Genomic DNA, 20985 nt, shown 5'->3' with positions numbered 1-20985 from the left:
TCACTGAATGAAATGTTTTCCTGCTAATAACTAAAAAACCAGTAATTAAAGTTTCGAGATAATAAATTGGGTTTACAATAGCTTAAAATTATATTCTGTATTTTTACCGCATGACAAAGCAAAACGCTAAACCCAATATTTTAGTTGTAAACGATGATGGTATTACGGCTACAGGCATTAAGAACCTGATGGAAGTTATGCAGGAAATCGGAAACGTTGTAGTCGTGGCACCAGATAGTCCGCAAAGCGGGATGGGTCATGCCATTACAATCGGTAAACCAATACGCTTCGATAAGGTAGATTTATACCCAGGAGTAGAAATGTACAAATGCAGCGGCACACCTGTAGATTGTGTTAAACTTGGTGTTAACAAAATCTTTAAAGGAAAGAAGCCAGATTTATGCGTGTCGGGAATTAACCACGGTTTAAACAATTCCATTAATGTACTTTATTCAGGTACAATGTCAGCTGCGGTAGAAGGCGCTATCGAAAAAATTCCTTCAATTGGTTTTTCTTTAGATGATTTTGCTGCAGATGCTGATTTCAGTTTCACCAAAAAATACATTAAAGATATTTGCGAGCAGGTTTTAGCTAACGGTTTACCAGAAGGTACTTTGCTTAATGTTAATTTCCCCAAGGGCGATGCTTTGAAAGGAATTAAAGTTTGCCGTCAGGCAAATGCAAAATGGATGGAAGAGTTTGATGAGCGAAAAGATCCATATAACAGACCATATTATTGGTTAACCGGCGTTTTCGAAAACTTTGATAAAGGCGAAGATACTGATGTTTGGGCTTTGGAACATGGCTATGTATCGGTTGTGCCCGTACAGTTCGATTTAACGGCACACCATGCCATACAAACCTTAAACAGTTGGAATTTCAACTCAGAAAAGCAAGCGAAAAGTGATGCAAAGCAGAGCAAAGTTTCAGCTCCTGATGGTTTAAATCTTGGTTAGCATGAACGATAGAATTAGAAATTTAAATAATTCTGTGTGGATTGGTCTGGGCATTGGTTTGTTCATTCCGACGGTACTTTCTGCCCTTGCTTGGTATATTATAAGTCACGTGGTTTACCTTTCAAAAGCAGATTTGTTATACATTGGCGCAATTGCGGTTAATGCTTATTTTATGCAATACTTTTTTAAATACAATAAAGAAAATATTGGTCGTGGAATATTGGCAGCCACTTTTTTATGCGCATTTATATTTTTTGCCTACAAGGTTTTTTAATAAAATTATATTGTGCAGAATTGTTTTTTGAAAATTTAAGGCAGTAAGTTTTGGCAGGCTTCAGTCCCGCTTTGCGCTTCAATCTTTTTGTTTTCGTTACTGCCTTCAATCTGTCAGTGAAACAAAAAGTATTTCCGCTGCAATCGGGTTTAAAAAATAAGGCTTGCTTTTGGTGGCGAAAGAAATGCAGATGTGCTACCCGGGTAAAAATTTTCAAAAGTAAACCCGATAGCGCTAAATAGCTCCCGATTGAAATACAATATTTACATTGTAAATGCTATGCTTACATGTTTCTTCGGGACTATAATTGATAGCGGGCGTACAGAAGCCATTGTTACCAAAGCAGTCATTTTCAAAAGAAATAAGAGCTTTAAAAAATATAACAGCAGAATTTAATATAAATGAAATACTATTTAGTTGCAGGCGAAGCATCGGGTGATTTACATGGAGCCAATTTAATGAAGGCCTTGAAAGCTGAGGATAAAGAGGCGGTTTTCAGGTATTTTGGTGGCGATAAAATGCAGGCTGAAGGTGGCGAACTGGTAAAACATTATTCAGATATGGCTTTTATGGGCTTTACGGAAGTTTTGCTTAACCTGCGTACAATTTTTAAGAATTTAAAAGCTTGTAAAAATGATATTGCCACTTGGAAACCCGATGTCTTGATCTTGATCGATTTCCCCGGTTTTAACCTTAAAATTGCTGAGTTAGCAAAAAAGCTAGGCATTAAGGTGTGCTATTATATTTCTCCAAAAATTTGGGCCTGGAACCAGAAAAGGGTATTAAAAATTAAGCGAGATGTAGACCATATGTTTTGCATTTTGCCATTTGAAGTGGATTTTTATAAAGATTGGGGCATGAAGGTAGATTATGTGGGTAATCCGCTTTTGGATGAAAAAGCCCAATTTGTACCTAATCCAAATTTTAAAGAAGAACACAATTTAGGCGATAAAATAATTGCCCTATTGCCGGGAAGTAGGAAGCAAGAAATTGAACGTTTGTTGCAGGTAATGTTAAGCATAACTGAAAACTATCCTGATTACACATTTGTTATTGCTGCGGCTCCAACTTTTACCGAGGATTATTATGCTCAGTTTATTGGACCGAAAAAAGTAAAGTTAATTTTTAATAATACTTATAATTTGCTGCATAATGCACATGCTGCAATTGTAGCATCGGGTACGGCAACATTAGAAACGGCTTTGTTTAAAGTGCCGCAAGTGGTTGTTTACAAAGGTGGTACAATCTCTATTGCTATTGCCCGTATGTTGGTGAAAATTAAATTTATCTCATTGGTAAATCTAATTGTAGACAAGAAGATAGTAACGGAACTTATTCAGGAAGATTGTAACACCCAAAAAGTTAATGAGGAATTGAGCTTGATAATTTCTGGTAATGGAAGAAAAGAAATGTTAAATAACTACGATGCTTTATTGGGTTTGATGGGAACGCCTGGCGCATCAGAAAAAACGGCCGCTCTGATTATCGAATATTCGAAAGCATAAAAATAATCAGCAGTATTTTTCTAATGTTTAGGCGTTTTAGTATCTATTTTATCGATTTAGTATAATTCGGGTTTTTTATTTAGTTTTGACCAACCACCAATAAAACTATTATTCGCCAATGAAAGCCCTCTCTATAAAAGATATCGCTGTTAAAGCCAATGTGTCTATAACTACTGTTTCGTTTATTATTAACGGAAAGGCAAAAGAGAAATCAATTAGCGAGGCTGTAATTGAGAAGGTAGAAAAGATTATAGAAGAAAGTGGTTATAAGCCAAACCAGATTGCCAGAAGCTTAAGAACTGGTAACTCCAACATTATTGGCTTGATTGTAGAAGATATTTCAAACTCTTTTTTTGCTAGAATTGCAAGGCTTATTGAAGATAAAGCTTACAAACGAGGTTACAAAATTATCTACTCTAGTACGGAGAATAGTATAGAAAAAGCTCAGGAATTGATAAATATGTTCAAATCAAGAAAGGTTGATGCATATATTATTTCACCAATAAAAGGTCTTGAAGAAGATATTCAACTATTATTAAATGAAAACAAGCCTGTTATACTATTTGATAGAAATTTGCCCGATTTGGTAACTAATTATGTTGGTGCAAACCATTTCACTGCTTCTTATCAATCTATAGAAAATTTTATTCAGGAAGGCAGAAAGAACATTGCTTTGGTTACCACAGATATAGATGTGCAACAGATAACCGAACGTTGCGAAGGCTATAAAAAAGCCCTTGAAGATTTTGGATTAAAGTATAATGATGATTTAGTTGTAAAAATTCACTTTAATCAGGATGAAGAATCTACGATAGGAGAGATTAAGAATCTACTTCAATCAAAAAATGTTGATGCAGTTCTTTTTGCAACAAATTATTTAGCTATAAGTGGGTTAAAAGCCTTAAAGCAGCTAAACAGAAAAATCGGGAATGATTTATCTGTAATCGCTTATGATGATCATGAGGCTTTTGAATTGCATACACCTGGTATTTCTACAGTACAGCAACCTTTAGAAGAAATTGCTGAAACTGTAATTAAATTAATTTTAAGTCAATTATCATCTCGGAACAAACTTCCAAACGAACATGTTATTATTCCAGCAAAGCTTATTATAAGAAATTAAGAACAACCGTAAATTTGTTTTAATGTAACATCTATTTTACAGGTAAATCGTTTTATTATGTAGAAAAATTTTTCTACTATTGATGTAGTAAAACGATTTACTATAACCAAATGTATTTATGAGACTTTCACAGAACCCTAACTGTATGTCAAATTCGCTCTATTTCAATGGATTAGCAGTTTTTTCTGCTGATACAAGTTTCCATAGGCATTACTAATAACGCTCTATTTTTTTAAAAATATTTATTAAATAAACAGCAATAATCAGTTAAACGATTAACCTCTTTTGTGCAGCTTTATATAACCTTTACTACAGATAAGTAATTACATCAGAAAAATAATATAACTAATCAATTTAAAATTTAACAAAACCGCTAATGAAAATTAATTTACTCAAAATTACGGGGCTATCTGCAGCAATTATATTGCTTAATGGTCCTGCGTTTTCAATGAATTCGGAGTGGGGAGGTGCGAGAGAATTCATGAATGCGAACATGCTCAGTAACCCAATTCTGAAGCAAGGTGTTATCACCGGAACGGTTCTAGACGATAAGGGTCAGCCGGTACCAGGTGTAGGTGTAAGAAACCAAACATCAGGAAAAACAACCGTTACAGATGCTAACGGTAAGTTTTCTATCGAAGCATCAACTGGTCAGGTAATTCGCATTACTTATATCGGTTACGATACTCAAAACATTACAGTAGGTTCTGCAACAACTGTTAGTGTAAGATTAGTGCCTGCAGCAGATACATTGGAAGATGTAACTGTAGTTGGTATTGGTTACGGTACTTTACCTCAAAAAGAAGTTTCTTCTGCAATTACCCACATTACATCAGAAGATTTCAGACAAAGTGGTTCTAGAAACGCTTTAGATTTAATCCAAGGTAAAGTTGCTGGTTTAAATATTACCCGTACAAGTGGTTCTAACCCGAATAGTGGTGTTAGTGTTCAATTGCGTGGTGTAGTATCGGTAACAGGTAGCGCTTCGCCGTTATTTGTAATTGATGGAATACCTGGTGGTAACCCGGATTTATTACAACAAGACGATATCGAATCTATTGATGTATTAAAAGATGGTTCTGCTGCTGCAATTTATGGTTCTACAGCTAACGCCGGTGTAATTCTAATTACCACTAAAAAAGGTAAATCTGGTGCACCGCAGTTTAATTACAACGCTTATGTTAGACATGAGGTTTACAATCCATTTTTAGAGTTTTTAACACCTGCAGAATACAAAGCAAAAGTTGCATCTGGAGAAATTAAACAACAAAATTTTGGTAGCGAAACTAACTTTGTTGACGAATTGGTTAACAAAAATAACGTTTCTAATAACCATAACTTTAATATGAGCGGCGGTACAGATAAAACTAGTTATAGAGCAAGTTTTAACTACCGCGATTTGCAAGGTATTGCGAAGCAAAATAGCAGAGAAGAGTATTCTTTAAGATTTAACATCAACCAAACAGGCTTAAATGATAAATTAAGAATTCAGGCAAATTTGGTTACAAACTTTAATAAAGCTAACCTATTAGGCGGTGGTGGTTGGGAAAGTGAACAAACTAAAAACCCTACCTTATCAAACTTTAATCCTGATGGAAGCTATCGTTTCGATTTAACGAGTATTAATGAATATGCTCGTTTATTTCAAGAGACTGCATATCGTAAGCAACAAACTACATCAGCAGATGTTAAAGTTGATTTAGATATCATCGATGGATTAAAAGCCTCAGTATTTGGATCAGTTCAAAGAGATAATGGGTTTGATGGAGGATATCGTGCAAAAACAAGTGAGAACTCTGTTGAAAACACAGATTTTCCAAGTGGTGGTTATGCAGGTAAATCTGATTTCTTAAATCAGAACTGGGCATTTGAGCCAACATTATCATACAATAAAGTAATTGCATCAAAACATAGTATTAATGCCTTGTTAGGTTACAGTTACCGTTATGGTATGAGTGAAAACTTATCTGCTAATAACAGAGGTTTCATTAATGATTTATTTCACGAAGATAACTTAGGACAAGGTGCTGCATTAGGTGTTGGTAAAGCAGGAATGGGTAGTGGTAAAAGTGATAACACTTTAATTGCCTTTTTCGGTCGTTTAAATTATGTATTTGATGGTAAATATATTTTTAATGCAACATTGAGAAGAGAAGGTTCATCTCGTTTCGGAGATAACAACAAGTGGGGTAATTTCCCGGCAGTTTCTGGAGCCTGGAACGTTTCTCAAGAAAACTTCATGAAAAATGTAACATGGGTTAATAATGTTAAGTTAAGAGTAGGTTATGGCGAAACTGGTAATAGTGGTTTCTCTAACAACGCATCAAGAGTAACTTTAGGCGGTGGTGGCCGTTATCTATATCCAGATGGTCAATACTTAGAAACTTATGGTCCAAATCGTAATCCAAATCCAAACTTGAAATGGGAAACTAAAATAGAGACTAACATTGGTATTGATTTTAGCTTATTGAAAAACCGTTTAACAGGTCAAATCGATTTATTCAAACGTACCACTAAAGATTTATTAGATACTTATACCTCTCCACAACCTCCATTTGTACAAAGTGGTATCTATACAAATGTTGGTACATTATCATCTCAAGGTATTGAGGTTGCTTTCAGTTATGCTGCAGTTGCTAAAAAAGATTTTAACTGGAACATTGACGTTACAGCAAGTCACATAGGTAATAAATTGGATGCTTATTCAAATGATGAATATAAAATCTTATTTAAAACTTTCGGAGGTATAGGTGGTGCAGGAGCTTTAGGAGATGCAATTGTAACTTATGAAGGTGGTCGTTTAGGAGAGTTCTGGGGTAAAAAATTCGCTGGCTTTACATCTGATGGTAAATGGTTATTTTACAACAGAAACGGACAAGCAGTACCAAATGCTCAGATTAACAACTCCAGAGATAAAAACGTAACAGATTTACAAATGATTGGTAATGCAATTCCAAAATATTATGCATCATTAGCCAATAATTTCACTTATAAACAATTCGATTTACGCGTGTTCTTAAGAGGTAAATTTGATTACGATATCTTGAACAGAAATGCATTATCTTATGCTAACAAAACTTGGTCTGGTAATTTATTAACCAGCACTTTTGATAAGTATAGCCAAATTAATGATACTTATATGTATTCTGACTATTATTTGGAGAGAGGTAGTTATGTTAAAATTGATGAGGTAACTTTAGGTTATAACTTTAAATTTAAAACTAAGCTTATCAGAAACATGCGTATTTATGCAACCGGACAAAACTTAGCAACAATAACTGGTTATACAGGTAGTGATCCAGACTTTATTAATGATACAGGTTTAGGCCCAAGTGTTGATAACAGTGGTGCATACCCAAGTACACGTTCATTCTTGTTCGGACTAAATGTTGGATTTTAAAGATTAAAAAAATGAAAAATAAATCAATAATATACAGCGTACTTGCAGGAGTTTTATGCCTTACAAATGCTTGTACTAAGTTAGATGAAAATGCTTATAATGAACTTCTAACTGATAACTTTTACAATAACAAAACTGAGGTTTTATCGGCAGTATTAAGACCATATACTCATGCAAATGCTTGGGTAACACCTTCAGGTCAAGATGGATGGTGGCGTTTGGCAGAGCTTTCAGGTGATCAGCTTGCATGGCCAACAAAAGGCCGTCATGGTGAAGATGGTGGTAAATGGAAAAGATTACATTACCATACCTGGACTACTGATGAAAGTGGTATTAACAATGCGTGGTCTTTAATGTTTTGGGGTATGGGTTTATGTAATGACCCAATCGAAAACATTGAGAAACGTGATATCGCAGCAATGGGTATTACTCAAGTTGAGAAGGATGCATTTATTGCGGAATTGAAATTGCTTAGGGCTTTCCACTATTTAAAATTGATGGATTTGTTTGGAAATATTCCAATTGTAACGCAAGTTGGTATTCCTGCAAAACCAGAAACCAAATCTCGTAAAGATGTATTTAATTTTATCGAGGCTGAAATTAAAGCAAACATTGATAAAGCACCAAAATTATCTCGTGCTCAGTTAGGACGTATTTCTCAGGCTGCTGGTTATGCAATGTTAGTTGAATTGTATTTAAATGCAGAAGTTTGGACTGGAACAGCTCGTTGGGATGATTGTATTGCTGCTGCAAATAAATTAATTGCAGGTGATGGTGGTGCTCAAAATGGCACAATGGCTTTAGATCCAAACATTACCGATCAATTCAAAACTACTAATGATTTATCAAAAGAAGCTATTTTCTCTATTGCTTATAACTTTAGTATAGCTAACTTCCAACCTTCATGGCCAGGAGAATTTTATCACTTTAAGCAACAACAAATTTATGGTGGTGGTAGAAATGGTAATGATGGTATCGTTCTTATTCCTGGTGTGTTCACAACCTATGAAGATGCGGATTTAAGAAAGCGTGGGTGGTTATTAGAAGGTCCGATGTTCCAATTTGTGGCACCGACTCAACCAGTTTTAGCTTCAGAAGAATATAATGGTTCTCAATTGGTTTTTGTAGATAATATTCGTAAAAATAAAACGAACTCTACTGTAAGTAATATGAGTGAGGGTGAAGAAAATTCTGGTGTTCGTTTCAATAAATACAAATTAGGAAATCAATTTGCTGGTCCGGGTGGAACTCCTGCAATTGATCCTAACTATAACAATGGCGACTGGAATATCTATCGTTTAACTATGATTTATTTTGCTAAGGCAGAAGCTATTATGCGTAAAAATGGTGGTGTTGCAAATGCAGAAGCAGTTCAGTTAATTAACGATTGTAAAAAACGTGCTTATTCTGCTGCTGATTGGGCAACAAGAGCTTACACTCCAGCAACCTTAACGATGGATGAGCTTTTAGCAGAAAGAGGTAGAGAATTTATCTTCGAAGGAATGAGAAGAGATGATTTAATCCGTTTTGGTAAATTTACCACCAATACTTGGTGGGATCATACACCAACCGCAGCTACTAAAGCTTTGTATCCAATTCCTCAAAGACAAAGAGATTTGAATACAAATTTAACTCAAAACCCTGGTTATTAATTAACTATCAATACAAAAAGGTGCTCATAATCGAGCACCTTTTTTTTCGGATTTTTGAATTTTTTATTAAACATTTTGTAACTCACATATTACAAGCCCAGCATTTAGTATTTGGTAATTTTTTTATTAATATTGAGCCTAGTAAAACGTTTTACTTAATACCCAAATTAAGAACTATCTAATTACCAAATAGTGCTGCAAAAACATTAAAATGTGCATTTGTAATCATACATCTGATTAATAATCACAAATCCACTAGCCAAATTCCATTATGAAGAAATTTTTCCTTGTCGTATTTTGTTTATTTTGCATATTATCTACTAATGCTCAGGATAAAGCGCCTGCTTATCCATTAATTACACATGATACCTATTTCAGCATTTGGTCGTTTGGAAGTGAATTAAATCAATCTGTTACCAAACACTGGACAGGTAAAAATCAATCGCTTTCGGGCGTGTTAAAGGTTGACAATAAATATTACCGTTTCTTAGGAGCAGAATCTAAAGAATACAAGGCAATTTTGCCTGCTGCTGATGAAACTTCATATCTGGCTAGTTATTCATTTGCACAACAAAATGCTGGCTGGAACTTAAATAACTTTAATGATTCTTCCTGGAAAAAAGGAAGTGCGCCTTTTGGCGATGATAAAGTTGCTAAAACTAAATGGACAAGCAACGATTTATATTACAGAAGAAAATTCTCTATCGCTAAATTCTCTGCGAGAAAAAAATACTTAAAACTTAACCATGATGATAATGTTGACGTGACCATAAACGGTAAAACCATTTATAAAAAAGATGGTTGGGTACACGAATACATTTACATCCCAATAGAAGATGGAATTCTTAAAACTGGCGAAAATCTATTAGCCATTCATGTTAAAAATTCAGCCGGCGGTAGGTTTCTTGATGCCGGAATCGTTGAAGAAATTCCTCAGAAATCAAATATCGAACTCGCTAAACAAACTGATGTTCGAGTAACTGCAACAGATACAAAATATACTTTTAAATGTGGTGCTGTAAATCTTGAAGTTAAATTTATCTCGCCACTTTTATTAAATGATATTGCCTTAACTGCTCGTCCGGTTAGTTACATTAATTACACAACAAAATCTAACGATGGTAAAGCACATAAAGTTGATTTGTATTTTGCAGCTTCATCAACAATTGCAGTTAATACACCAGATCAACCCGTTTCAGCGAAAATGTCCACCGCAAAAAACCTTTCCATATTAAGTGCCGGAACTGTAGAGCAGCCAATTTTGCAAAAAAAGGGTGATGATTTAAGGATTGATTGGGGCTACATGTACGTCGCGGTTCCTAAAAAGTTTAATGCGAAACAATACATCAGTAACCAATCAGAAAGTTTAAGCAATTTTATTAATGGCAAATATCCATCAAACTCAGAAGTTAAAAATGCTAAGGAATTAAATTTAAGCAGCATAATTTCTTTTGGTGAGGTAAGTAATACGTCCGCAGAAAGATATTTAATGCTTGGGTATGATGATCTAAAGTCAGTAGAATATTTTGGTGAGCAATTACTGCCAATTTGGAGAAAAGCTGGCTCTACTTTCGAAGATCAACTTGCATTGGCAGATGAAGAATACAAAACCATTGCAACTAAATGCGATGATTTTAACAAGAAGCTGTTTGCAGATGCAGAGCAAGCTGGTGGTAAGGAATATGCTAAATTATGCGAATTGGCTTATCGCCAAAGCATCGCCGCCCATAAAATTGTTTACGCTCCAAACGGAGATATTCTTTTCTTATCAAAAGAAAATTTTAGCGGTGGTTTCATTAATACTGTTGATGTTACTTACCCTTCTGCACCACAATATTTATTGTATAATCCTGAATTATTAACAGGAATGTTAAGTGGTATTTTCTATTACTCTGAAAGTGGAAAATGGAAAAAACCTTATCCTGCGCATGATTTAGGCACTTACCCTTTTGCAAACGGACAAACCTACGGTGAGGATATGCCTGTAGAAGAAGCCGGAAATATGATAATTCTTACTGCCGCAATCGCTAAAGCCCAAGGAAACGCTAAGTACGCAGAAAAGCATTGGTCTACCTTATCAACATGGGTAGATTATCTCTCAAAAGAAGGTTTTGACCCAGCTAACCAGCTTTGCACTGATGATTTTGCCGGGCATTTGGCTCGTAATGCTAATTTATCTGTGAAGGCAATTGTAGCAATAGGTGCTTATGCTCAAATGGCTCAAACATTGGGTAAAACTGAAGAAGCAAATAAGTACAAAAAAATTGCCTTAGATATGGCGAATAATTGGCAGAAAATTGCGGCTAGCGGAGATCATTTTGCTTTAACATTTAACGATAAAAATACCTGGAGCCAGAAATATAATTTGGTTTGGGATAAACTTTTAGGCTTAAAATTATTTCCTGAATCCGTTTACAAAAAGGAAATTAATTTCTACCTAACTAAACAAAATGCCTTTGGTTTACCATTGGATAGTCGTAAAACTTACACCAAATCTGATTGGATAATATGGACTGCAACTTTAGCTGATAACCATACAGATTTTGAAAAATTCATTAAACCTATTTATAAATATGCGAATGAAACGGAAACAAAGGTTCCGTTAAGCGATTGGCACGAAACAACAAATGGTGATAAGGTTGGCTTCCAGGCGAGGAGCGTAGTTGGTGGTTATTTTATAAAATTACTTGCCGATAAATGGGGCATTAAAAACTAATAAGGCAAATGAAATTGAGGTATTCTATCATTTTATTCTTATGCTTTTTAACTGGTAAATTATTTGCCCAGGAAGTGGATTTGGTGCAATATGTCAATACGCTTCAAGGCACAAATTCTAAACATGAATTAACTCGTGGTAATACTTATCCAACTACGGCTTTACCTTTCGGTATGCACACCTGGACTCCACAAACCGGAAAGAATGGTGATGGCTGGAAATATCAATATTTTAAAGATGCAATAAGAGGTTTTCAGCAGGCGCACCAATGCAGCTCCTGGACCCGCGATTATGCTGTATTTTCACTAATGCCGATGATTGATAATTTAGTTGTTGATGAAAATAAACGTGAGGCAAAGTTTAGCCATGCTAATGAAATTGCAAAGCCGAATTATTACAAAGTAAAATTTGAAAATCAAATCACTACAGAAATTTCGCCAACAGAACGTGGTGCACATCTTCGTTTTTCTTATCCCAGAGGGAAAAAAAGTTATTTGGTTTTAGATGGATATATCCGCACCAGCGGCGTAAAAATTTATCCGAAGGAAAATAAAATAACCGGATATGTGAGTAATGGACAAGGATTTAAAAAAGAATGGAAAAGCTTTTTCGTTATTCAATTTGATAAGAAAATTAAAAGCTTTGGTACCTGGGATAATAAAACCAATATCGTAAAAGCAGATTCAACTTCATCAGAAGGATTAGGTAAAGGTGCTTACATAGAATTTGAAGCGGGAGCAAATGTTCAGGTAAAAACTGCATCTTCTTACATCAGTTTGGAGCAAGCAGAACTAAACCTTAAAAGAGAACTTTCGGCTGATAAAAATCTCGAAGCTACAAAAGTTAAAGCTGCATCTGTATGGAATAAATCATTAGGTAAAATTTTAGTGGAGGGTGGTTCTAAAGCAGATATGGAAACCTTCTACTCTTGTTTTTTTAGAGCAAGTTTGTTTTCGAGAAAATTTTATGAAATAAACGCTGCAGGAAAGCCGTATTATTTTAGCCCATACGATGGCAAAATACACGATGGTTACATGTTTACCGATACTGGTTTTTGGGATACTTTCAGAGCGCAATTTCCATTAAATACATTGGTTCAGCCAGAAATGCATGGTCAGTATATGCAAGCAATGGTTGATGCTTACAAACAATGCAGTTGGCTGCCTTCCTGGTCGTTTCCAAGCGAGGCCGGCAGTATGATTGGCAATCATGCCATTTCATTATTTGCTGATGCGTGGGCAAAAGGAATTCGGACATTCGATCCGGAAGAAGCTTTAAAGGCATATTTGCACGAAGCAACAAATAAAGGTCCGTGGGGGCCAGCGAACGGCCGTGATGGTTGGAAGGAATACTTCGAACTTGGTTATGTGCCTTACCCAAAATACAGAGAAGCTACAGCAAAAACCCTAGAATATGCATATGATGATTATTGCGGTTATCAGCTTGCAAAAATGACTGGCAATAAATTTTACATGGATATTTTCGAACGCCAGATGTACAACTACCGCAATGTTTACGATGCCTCTACAAAATTTATGCGTGGTCGGGATGTTATTGGCAAATGGTCACCAAACTTCGACCCGATTGAGTGGGGCGGACCTTTTACAGAAGGTAACGCCTGGCATTGGCAATGGTCGGTTTTTCAAGATACAAAAGGTTTAATCAATTTAATGGGCGGGAATAAGCACTTCGTAGCCAAGTTAGATTCAGTTTTTTCAGAACCTAATAAAGTTAAAGTTGGTACTTATGGCGGTATGATACATGAAATGACTGAAATGGTTATGGCCAATTTAGGTCAGTATGCACATGGAAACCAACCCATTCAGCACATGGTTTATTTATACAACTACGCCAACGAACCTTGGAAAGCACAGTTTCATGCAAGAGAGGTAATGACTAAACTTTACGATGCTACAGAAAATGGATACCCTGGCGATGAAGATCAAGGGCAAACATCATCGTGGTATGTATTAAGCGCATTAGGTATTTATAGTGTTACTCCAGGAAGTGGAGAATATGTTGTCGGAAGCCCGATGTTTAAGAAAATAACTATTAATTTAGGCGATTCTAAAAAATTCGTTATTGAGGCTCCGGCTAATGATGATAAGAACATTTATATTCAATCTGCCACATTAAATGGTAGCAGCTATACCCGTAATTTTTTATCACATAGTGATATAATTAAGGGTGGTGTTTTTAAACTCGAAATGGGTAGTAAGCCGAATTTGAATAGAGGATTAAATGAAGAAGATAAACCTTTTTCATTGAGTAAATAATTAAAGTGCTTTAGCATTTTGCAGGGATAAATTATAAAGAAAGATACAGATAGATGGAAAAACCTGTTGCATTAGGTGTAGATATTGGTGGTTCGCACATTACAGCGGCATTAGTAGATTTAGAAACAAGAACTATTGTTCAGGATTCTGTTAAGCGGAGTGCCGTCGATTCGCAAGAAAGCAAGGAAGTAATATTGGCAGCTTGGTGCGATGTGATAAATAAGGCATTCAAAAAATCAAATACCGAAACTAAGCTTATTGGTATAGCAATGCCGGGTCCGTTCGATTACGAAAACGGAATTTCCTTAATAAAGGATCAAGATAAGTTTAAGGCACTATATGGTGTTAACATAAAAGAAGAATTAGCTGCTGAACTAAACATCAAAGCAGAAAATATACACTTTATCAATGATGCTGCCGGCTTTTTACAAGGAGAAGTTTTTGGTGGTGCAGCCAGGGGCAATGCTAATGTAATTGGATTAACACTTGGAACTGGATTAGGCTCATCATACTCAATAGGTGGAGTTGCTAAGGATGCCGATTTATGGAACTCGCCATTTCTTGATGGTATTGCGGAAGATTACCTATCAACCCGTTGGTTTGTTAAACGCTATAATCAATTAAGTAATAATACTGTTGCAGGTGTTAAAGAGTTAGTCGCAATTTCAGCAAACGATCATGCTGCAACTCGTGTATTTATGGAGTTTGGATACAATCTGGCGCAATTTCTAATCCCGGTGATTAAAAAACATAAATCAGAAATGGTAATTATAGGAGGCAATATCTCTGGGGCATTCAGTGCATTTTCTCCCGAATTAATTGCAACTTTAAATGGTAATGATGTACATGCAAGTATCAAAGTTACCAAGCTTAAAGAAAACGCTGCACTTATTGGCGCAGCCAGCTGTTGCGATGCTAATTTCTTAAATGAAAGTGTAGAAGAAATTGAGCATAAAAAGTTCCATTAATCAAAAGACAAGTTTTTTTTGGAATATTAGTAAAACCATTTAGTAACAAAATAAAATGATAAAAAGAGACTTAACTCATTTCATTTCTCTTAAAACGCCAATGCTGATAAATAATCTAAAAACTAGTTTATTGGCTATCGCTATTTTATCTACAGTAAATATTAAAGCCCAACAAGTTGCAAATAATTTAAAGTATGTTGATGCTAAAATTGGAAGCGTTGGTTTAATTTTAGAGCCAACCCGACCTGCAATACATTTGCCAAATAGCATGCTAAGAACCTTTCCGGTTCGTGCTGACCAAATTGATGATCAAATTGCTTATTTTCCATTAACTATTTCATCTCACCGCCAAAATTGGCTATTCGGCTTAATGCCTTTTACTGGTAAAGTAGATGAACAAAGCTGGAACAAAAAATTTACTTACGATAACGAAAAAATAACACCAGATTTTTACACATCTGTTTTAGAAGATAATGGTACGAGTATCAGCTTTGCGCCATCTGCGAAGGCTGGCTTATTCAAATTTAATTTTACTGCTAAAACCGATAATTACATCCGCTTAAATATTTTAAACAGGGGAGAAATCAACCTTGATGGTAAAACAAAAGTTAGTGGTGTAGAGGAATTTCAAGGCATGAAAGCATATTTCTACGCTGAAACGAATACGCCTGTAGAAATTATATACCAAGACGGACAAGCAAAAAAGAAAAGCTTACTTAAAGTTTTAAATGGCGCTCAGAATGTTTCTTTTAAATATGGGATTTCATTTATAAGTGTAGAACAAGCAAAAGAAAACTTAGCGAAAGAAGTTACCGAATGGGATATTACCAAACTGCGCTCAAAAGCTACGGCTACATGGAATAAAGTGCTGAATCAAATTAATGTTACTGGTGGTACTGATGCTCAAAAGCGTGTTTTCTATACTTCATTATATCGTTCGTATGAACGAATGGTTGATATTAATGAATATGGAAAATATTACAGCGCTTATGATAAGAAAATTCATACCTCTGATAAACCTTTTTTCGTAGATAACTGGCTTTGGGATACTTATATCGCTTTGGAGCCGCTTCAAACCATTTTAAATCCGAAAATGGAGGGCGATAAAATTCAATCCTACGTTCAAATGTATGAGCAAAGCGGTTGGATGCCTTCATTCGCATTGGTTTTTGGCGATAATCCGTGTATGACTGGTAACCACGCTGCTGCTTGGTTTTTAGATTCGTATAATAAAGGTGTTCGAAATTTCGATTTGAAAAAAGCTTACGAAGGCATCAGAAAAAATTCTCTTGAAGCTACGCTATTGCCATGGAGAAACGGACCTGCAACATCCTTAGATTCTTTTTATACCCAAAAAGGCTATATGCCTGCACTTAAAGCAGGGGAGAAAGAATTTGTTAAAGAAGTGCATGGTTTTGAAAAAAGACAAAGTGTTTCCGTAACCCTTGAAAACAGTTTTGATGATTGGTGCATCGCACAGTTTGCCAAAGATATGGGTAAAACCGATGATCGTAAATTATTCTTGAAGCGTGCTGAAAATTATAAAAATGTTTATAGAGAAGATAAAGGTTTTGTTTGGCCAAAAGATGCTGATGGAAACTGGATTGAACCATTTGACCCTAAATTTTCTGGCGGACAAGGTGGAAGAGAATATTTTACAGAAAATAATGCTTACACTTATAATTGGGATGTAAAGCACGATTTGAGTGGACTTTTTAAATTAATGGGCGGTACGGAAAAAGCCGAACAAAAACTTGATGAACTTTTTAGAACAAGCCTTGGTCGTAGCAAATATAATTTGTGGTACACTTTTCCAGATGCAACTGGTTTAGTCGGTCAGTTTGTAATGGGTAACGAGCCAAGTTTTCATATCCCATACATCTATAACTATACAGGCTCGCCCTGGAAAACTCAAAAACGCATCAGAATGCTTATGGATACCTGGTACACAGATAATTTATTTGGCATTCCGGGCGATGAAGACGGTGGCGGTATGACTGCATTTGTTGTGTTTTCAATGATGGGATTTTTCCCTGTAACACCTGGTATTCCGATATATAGTATTGGTAGTCCGGCTTTTAATAGTGTTTCAATTAAATTAGAAAACGGTAAAACCTTTACACTAAATGCTAAAAATAACTCTGCCGAAAACAAATACATTCAAAGTGCAGAATTAAATGGAAAAGTGTTAAGCCGATCGTGGTTTACCCATAAAGAATTAAACGGAGGAGGAACTTTAAACCTGGTGATGGGAAGTTCGCCAAATAGAGTGTGGGGAAGCAAAGATTTGCCTCCGTCTGCATTAAATTACAATCCTTAACTCAGATTGGATGAATAATTAAAAGAAAAAATAACATTAATTAACATACAAAACCCGTCGTGATAAGAAAACTTATGAGATTTACTGCTCTTCTTTGCATTGCTATTTTTATTGCTAACACCTCAATAGCGCAAGAAATTAGCTTAGCTAAACGTCAGCAAGATTTTGTTGATTTACGTTTCGGGATGTTCATTCATTACAATATTCCAACTTATATGGATCAAGATTGGGCTGATCCGGATGCTTCTCCTCAAATTTTTAATCCTAAAAAATTAAATACCGATCAATGGGCTAAGGCTGCTAAATCAGCAAACATGAGTTATGGCTGCTTAACAACAAAACACCATAGCGGTTTTTCAATATGGGATACAAAAACAACAGATTACAGCGTAATGAACAGCCCATATAAAAAAGACGTTGTAAAAGCTTATACAGAATCTTTTAGAAAGGCTGGCTTAAAAGTTATGTTGTATTTCTCTATTTTAGATACACACCACAAAATCAGACCAGGTCAAATCACTCCAGAAAAAGTTAATTTTATTAAAGCCCAGATTCGTGAACTAATGACTAATTATGGTAAAATTGATGCCCTAATTATCGATGGTTGGGATGCGCCATGGTCTAGAATCTCGTACGATGATGTGCCTTTCGAAGAAATCTATCGATTGATAAAATCTCTGCAACCAGAATGCTTGGTGATGGATTTAAATGCTGCCAAATATCCTGCAGAAGCACTTTATTATACTGACATTAAATCTTATGAACAAGGTGCTGGTCAGCACATACAGAAAGAAAGCAACAAACTCCCTGCACTATCTTGTTTGCCAATTAATACCTCTTGGTTTTGGAAAACTGATTTTCCAACTGTAGCAACTAAAACTGCCGATGTTTTAGTTAATAACATGATAACACCACTTAATGAAGCTTACTGTAATTTTATTCTTAACGTTGCACCAAATCGTGATGGTTTAATTGATGATAATGCCTTAACAACTTTAAAAGAAATTGGTACAAAGTGGAAAAATATAGGACCTGTGAAAACACTTCCGGTTTCCGAAGCACCAATAATTTCTTCGAATATTGCTAAAAAGCAGGCTACAAATTCTAGCTGGAGTGATGATATGTGGATTATGGATTTTGCGAATGATGATAGCTTTAATACTGCATGGATGTCAAACCCGAAAGTTAAGGAGCCATGGTTCGAAGTTGTTTTTGAAAAAGATAAGGCTTTTAATACAATCGTGATCGCAGAAAAAAAGGCAAATATTAAGGCGTATAGATTGGAATATAATGATAATGGAACATGGAAATTGATTCTTAATGGATCGGATCCATCAAGGATTAAAATTCACCGATTCAACCGAATTTGGAGTAAGCAAGTAAGAATACTCATTGATAAATTTGATAAGCAAATTGAACTGGCCGAATTTCAGGTCTATAATGAAAGAAGATAAAAGCGTAAACACATAAACTGAAAAATAAAAAATGAAAAAACTATTTATCGCCTTATTAAGCTTTGCGGCAACTGGAAGTTTCGCACAGCAAGTAGGCAAAATTAGCGATCCGGTTGAGTGGATAAATCCACTAATGGGATCTCAATCTAAACCTAGTTTATCGAATGGTAACACTTACCCTGCGGTTGGTGTGCCTTGGGGTATGAATATGTGGACACCGCAAACAGGTAAAATGGGCGATGGTTGGGCATATACTTATGATGCTGACAAAATTCGTGGTTTTAAACAAACTCACCAACCGTCTCCTTGGATGAATGATTACGGTGCTTTCGCAATTATGCCGGTTACAGGTAAATTAAAATTCACGGATGATGAACGTGCAAGTTGGTTTAGTCATAAGGCTGAAGTTGCAAAACCATATTATTACAGTGTTTACTTAGCTGATGCTGATGTTACAACTGAAATTACACCAACAGAAAGAGCAGCGCAATTTAGATTTACTTTCCCTAAAACAGATAGTTCTTTTGTAGTTGTTGATGCTCAAAATAAAGGTTCATACATCAAAATTTTCCCGAAAGAGCGTAAAATTATCGGTTACACAAGTAAATATGCTCGTGGTCCGCTTCCAAAAAATTTCAAAAACTACTTTGTAATTTATTTCGATAAAGATTTTAGCATAGCAAAAACGTGGAGTGGTAAACAATTAAATAATGATTTAGAATTAACCAGCGACCACACAGGTGCTGTAATTGGTTTTAAAACCGCAAAAGGTGAAAAGGTTAATGCTAAAACGGCATCCTCTTTCATCAGTTTTGAACAAGCAGAACTTAACCTTAAAAGAGAATTAGCGAGCGATAACTTCGATGTAACCAAAACTAAGGCAAAGGCAGTTTGGAACAAAACTTTAAGCAAAATTGCTGTTGAGGGTGGAACCATCGACCAAATGCGTACCTTTTATTCTTGTCTGTATCGTACTTTGTTCTTCCCTAACAAGTTATATGAACTAGATGCTCAAAACAAAATTGTTCACTGGAGCCCATATACTGGAGATATTAAACCTGGTTATATGTTCGCTGGTACGGGTTTTTGGGATACCTTCAGAGCTTTATACCCTTTCTTAAACCTTGTTTATCCTTCGATTAATAAAGAAATGCAAGAAGGTTTAATTAATGATTATAAAGAAGGCGGTTTCTTACCTGAGTGGAGTAGCCCGGGTTATGCAAACATTATGGTTGGTAATAACTCTGCTTCTGTAGTATCTGATGCTTACATTAAAGGTTTACGTGGTTATGATATCCAAACTCTATGGGAAGCTGTAAAACATGGTGCTAATAATGAAGGTCCGATGGCAGCAGTTGGTCGTGATGGTGTTAAATATTACAACGAATTGGGTTATGTACCTTTTGATGTTAAAAAGAACGAAAATGCAGCAAAAACCTTAGAATATTCTTATGATGATTTTACCATTTATCAATTAGGAAGGGCTTTAAACAAACCTGCTTCTGAGATTGATATTTACAAGAAAAGAGCAATGAATTATAAAAATCTTTTCGATCCGTCATCAGGTTTAATGCGTGGAAAAAATCAGGATGGAACTTTCCAAAGCCCATTCAGTCCATTTAAGTGGGGTGGCGCTTTTACCGAAGGTAACAGCTGGCACTACACCTGGTCGGTTTTTCAAGATATTGATGGTTTAGCAAAGCTAATGGGCGGACACGATAAGTTTGTAACCAAACTGGATTCTGTTTTTTCAATGCCGCCAATTTTTGATGAGAGTGCTTATGGTGGTGTAATCCACGAAATTCGTGAAATGCAAATTGCCAATATGGGTCAATATGCTCATGGTAACCAACCCATTCAGCATATGATTTATCTTTACAACTATGGCGGTGCGCCATACAAAACTCAATATTGGGTTCGCGAAACGATGGATAGAATGTATAAAGCTACTCCAGATGGTTATTGCGGTGATGAAGACAATGGACAAACATCTGCATGGTATGTATTTTCTGCAATGGGTTTTTATCCGGTAACTCCAGCAACAGATCAATATGTTTTAGGTGCTCCATTATTCAAAAAAGTAACATTAACACTAGAAAACGGTAAAACTGTTGTAATTAACGCACCAGCAAATAACGAGAACAATCGTTATGTACAATCATTGCAAATGAATGGAAAGCCATATACGAAAAACTGGATTAGCCACAGCGGTTTGCAAAAAGGTGCTGTACTAAATTTCGGTATGTCTGCAACCCCAAATAAAACAAGAGGTTCAAATCCTGTAGATTTTCCATATTCATTATCAACAGAAAAATAAAATTATATTTTGAGCTTGTCGATG

General features: G+C 35.6%; 12 protein-coding genes. All 12 read left to right on the top strand.

Annotated features, from left to right (window positions below; all coding sequences use genetic code 11):
- Positions 1–110 precede the first annotated feature (110 nt).
- The gene (gene surE / locus QWY86_RS10610; RefSeq protein ID WP_290241820.1) at positions 111–956 is read left to right on the top strand and encodes a 5'/3'-nucleotidase SurE; all 846 of its coding nucleotides are present in this window, start codon (positions 111–113) and stop codon (positions 954–956) included.
- 1 nt (position 957) lies between these two features.
- Complete coding sequence (locus QWY86_RS10605) at positions 958–1230, top strand: stationary phase survival protein SurE (protein WP_290241818.1); 273 nt, start codon at positions 958–960, stop codon at positions 1228–1230.
- A gap of 401 nt (positions 1231–1631) precedes the next feature.
- On the top strand, positions 1632–2735 hold the full coding sequence (lpxB, locus tag QWY86_RS10600) for a lipid-A-disaccharide synthase (protein ID WP_290241816.1): 1104 nt from the start codon (positions 1632–1634) through the stop codon (positions 2733–2735).
- 118 nt (positions 2736–2853) lie between these two features.
- Positions 2854–3858: a LacI family DNA-binding transcriptional regulator gene (locus tag QWY86_RS10595; RefSeq protein ID WP_290241814.1), complete on the top strand. Its 1005-nt coding sequence runs from the start codon at positions 2854–2856 to the stop codon at positions 3856–3858.
- A 376-nt stretch (positions 3859–4234) separates the two neighbouring features.
- On the top strand, positions 4235–7258 hold the full coding sequence (locus QWY86_RS10590; RefSeq protein ID WP_290241811.1) for a SusC/RagA family TonB-linked outer membrane protein: 3024 nt from the start codon (positions 4235–4237) through the stop codon (positions 7256–7258).
- An 11-nt stretch (positions 7259–7269) separates the two neighbouring features.
- Complete coding sequence (locus tag QWY86_RS10585; protein WP_290241810.1) at positions 7270–8910, top strand: RagB/SusD family nutrient uptake outer membrane protein; 1641 nt, start codon at positions 7270–7272, stop codon at positions 8908–8910.
- Between the two features lie 271 nt (positions 8911–9181).
- Positions 9182–11626, top strand: coding sequence for a glutaminase family protein (locus QWY86_RS10580; protein ID WP_290241808.1), 2445 nt, complete (start codon positions 9182–9184; stop codon positions 11624–11626).
- Between the two features lie 8 nt (positions 11627–11634).
- On the top strand, positions 11635–13902 hold the full coding sequence (locus QWY86_RS10575; protein ID WP_290241806.1) for a GH92 family glycosyl hydrolase: 2268 nt from the start codon (positions 11635–11637) through the stop codon (positions 13900–13902).
- A 53-nt stretch (positions 13903–13955) separates the two neighbouring features.
- Entirely contained in the window at positions 13956–14870 is a 915-nt protein-coding gene (locus QWY86_RS10570) for an ROK family protein (RefSeq protein ID WP_290241804.1), read from the top strand.
- A 55-nt stretch (positions 14871–14925) separates the two neighbouring features.
- Positions 14926–17190, top strand: a complete 2265-nt coding sequence (locus tag QWY86_RS10565; RefSeq protein WP_290241802.1) for a GH92 family glycosyl hydrolase — start codon at positions 14926–14928, stop codon at positions 17188–17190.
- 74 nt (positions 17191–17264) lie between these two features.
- The gene (locus tag QWY86_RS10560; protein WP_290241800.1) at positions 17265–18644 is read left to right on the top strand and encodes an alpha-L-fucosidase; all 1380 of its coding nucleotides are present in this window, start codon (positions 17265–17267) and stop codon (positions 18642–18644) included.
- Positions 18645–18675: 31 nt separating this feature from the next.
- Positions 18676–20961, top strand: a complete 2286-nt coding sequence (locus QWY86_RS10555) for a GH92 family glycosyl hydrolase (protein ID WP_290241798.1) — start codon at positions 18676–18678, stop codon at positions 20959–20961.
- Positions 20962–20985: the final 24 nt, after the last annotated feature.

This window comes from Pedobacter aquatilis (assembly GCF_030409415.1).
GTDB lineage: Bacteria > Bacteroidota > Bacteroidia > Sphingobacteriales > Sphingobacteriaceae > Pedobacter > Pedobacter aquatilis.
This window is presented reverse-complemented; position numbering and strand designations above follow the sequence as displayed.

Coding starts and splice junctions, on each gene's coding strand:
- QWY86_RS10555 (WP_290241798.1), top strand. CDS start 18,676: ATGAAAAAACTATTTATCGCCTTATTAAGCTTTGCGGCAACTGGAAGT.
- QWY86_RS10575 (WP_290241806.1), top strand. CDS start 11,635: ATGAAATTGAGGTATTCTATCATTTTATTCTTATGCTTTTTAACTGGT.
- QWY86_RS10565 (WP_290241802.1), top strand. CDS start 14,926: ATGATAAAAAGAGACTTAACTCATTTCATTTCTCTTAAAACGCCAATG.
- QWY86_RS10595 (WP_290241814.1), top strand. CDS start 2,854: ATGAAAGCCCTCTCTATAAAAGATATCGCTGTTAAAGCCAATGTGTCT.
- QWY86_RS10570 (WP_290241804.1), top strand. CDS start 13,956: ATGGAAAAACCTGTTGCATTAGGTGTAGATATTGGTGGTTCGCACATT.
- QWY86_RS10560 (WP_290241800.1), top strand. CDS start 17,265: ATGAGATTTACTGCTCTTCTTTGCATTGCTATTTTTATTGCTAACACC.
- surE (WP_290241820.1), top strand. CDS start 111: ATGACAAAGCAAAACGCTAAACCCAATATTTTAGTTGTAAACGATGAT.
- QWY86_RS10605 (WP_290241818.1), top strand. CDS start 958: ATGAACGATAGAATTAGAAATTTAAATAATTCTGTGTGGATTGGTCTG.
- lpxB (WP_290241816.1), top strand. CDS start 1,632: ATGAAATACTATTTAGTTGCAGGCGAAGCATCGGGTGATTTACATGGA.
- QWY86_RS10580 (WP_290241808.1), top strand. CDS start 9,182: ATGAAGAAATTTTTCCTTGTCGTATTTTGTTTATTTTGCATATTATCT.
- QWY86_RS10585 (WP_290241810.1), top strand. CDS start 7,270: ATGAAAAATAAATCAATAATATACAGCGTACTTGCAGGAGTTTTATGC.
- QWY86_RS10590 (WP_290241811.1), top strand. CDS start 4,235: ATGAAAATTAATTTACTCAAAATTACGGGGCTATCTGCAGCAATTATA.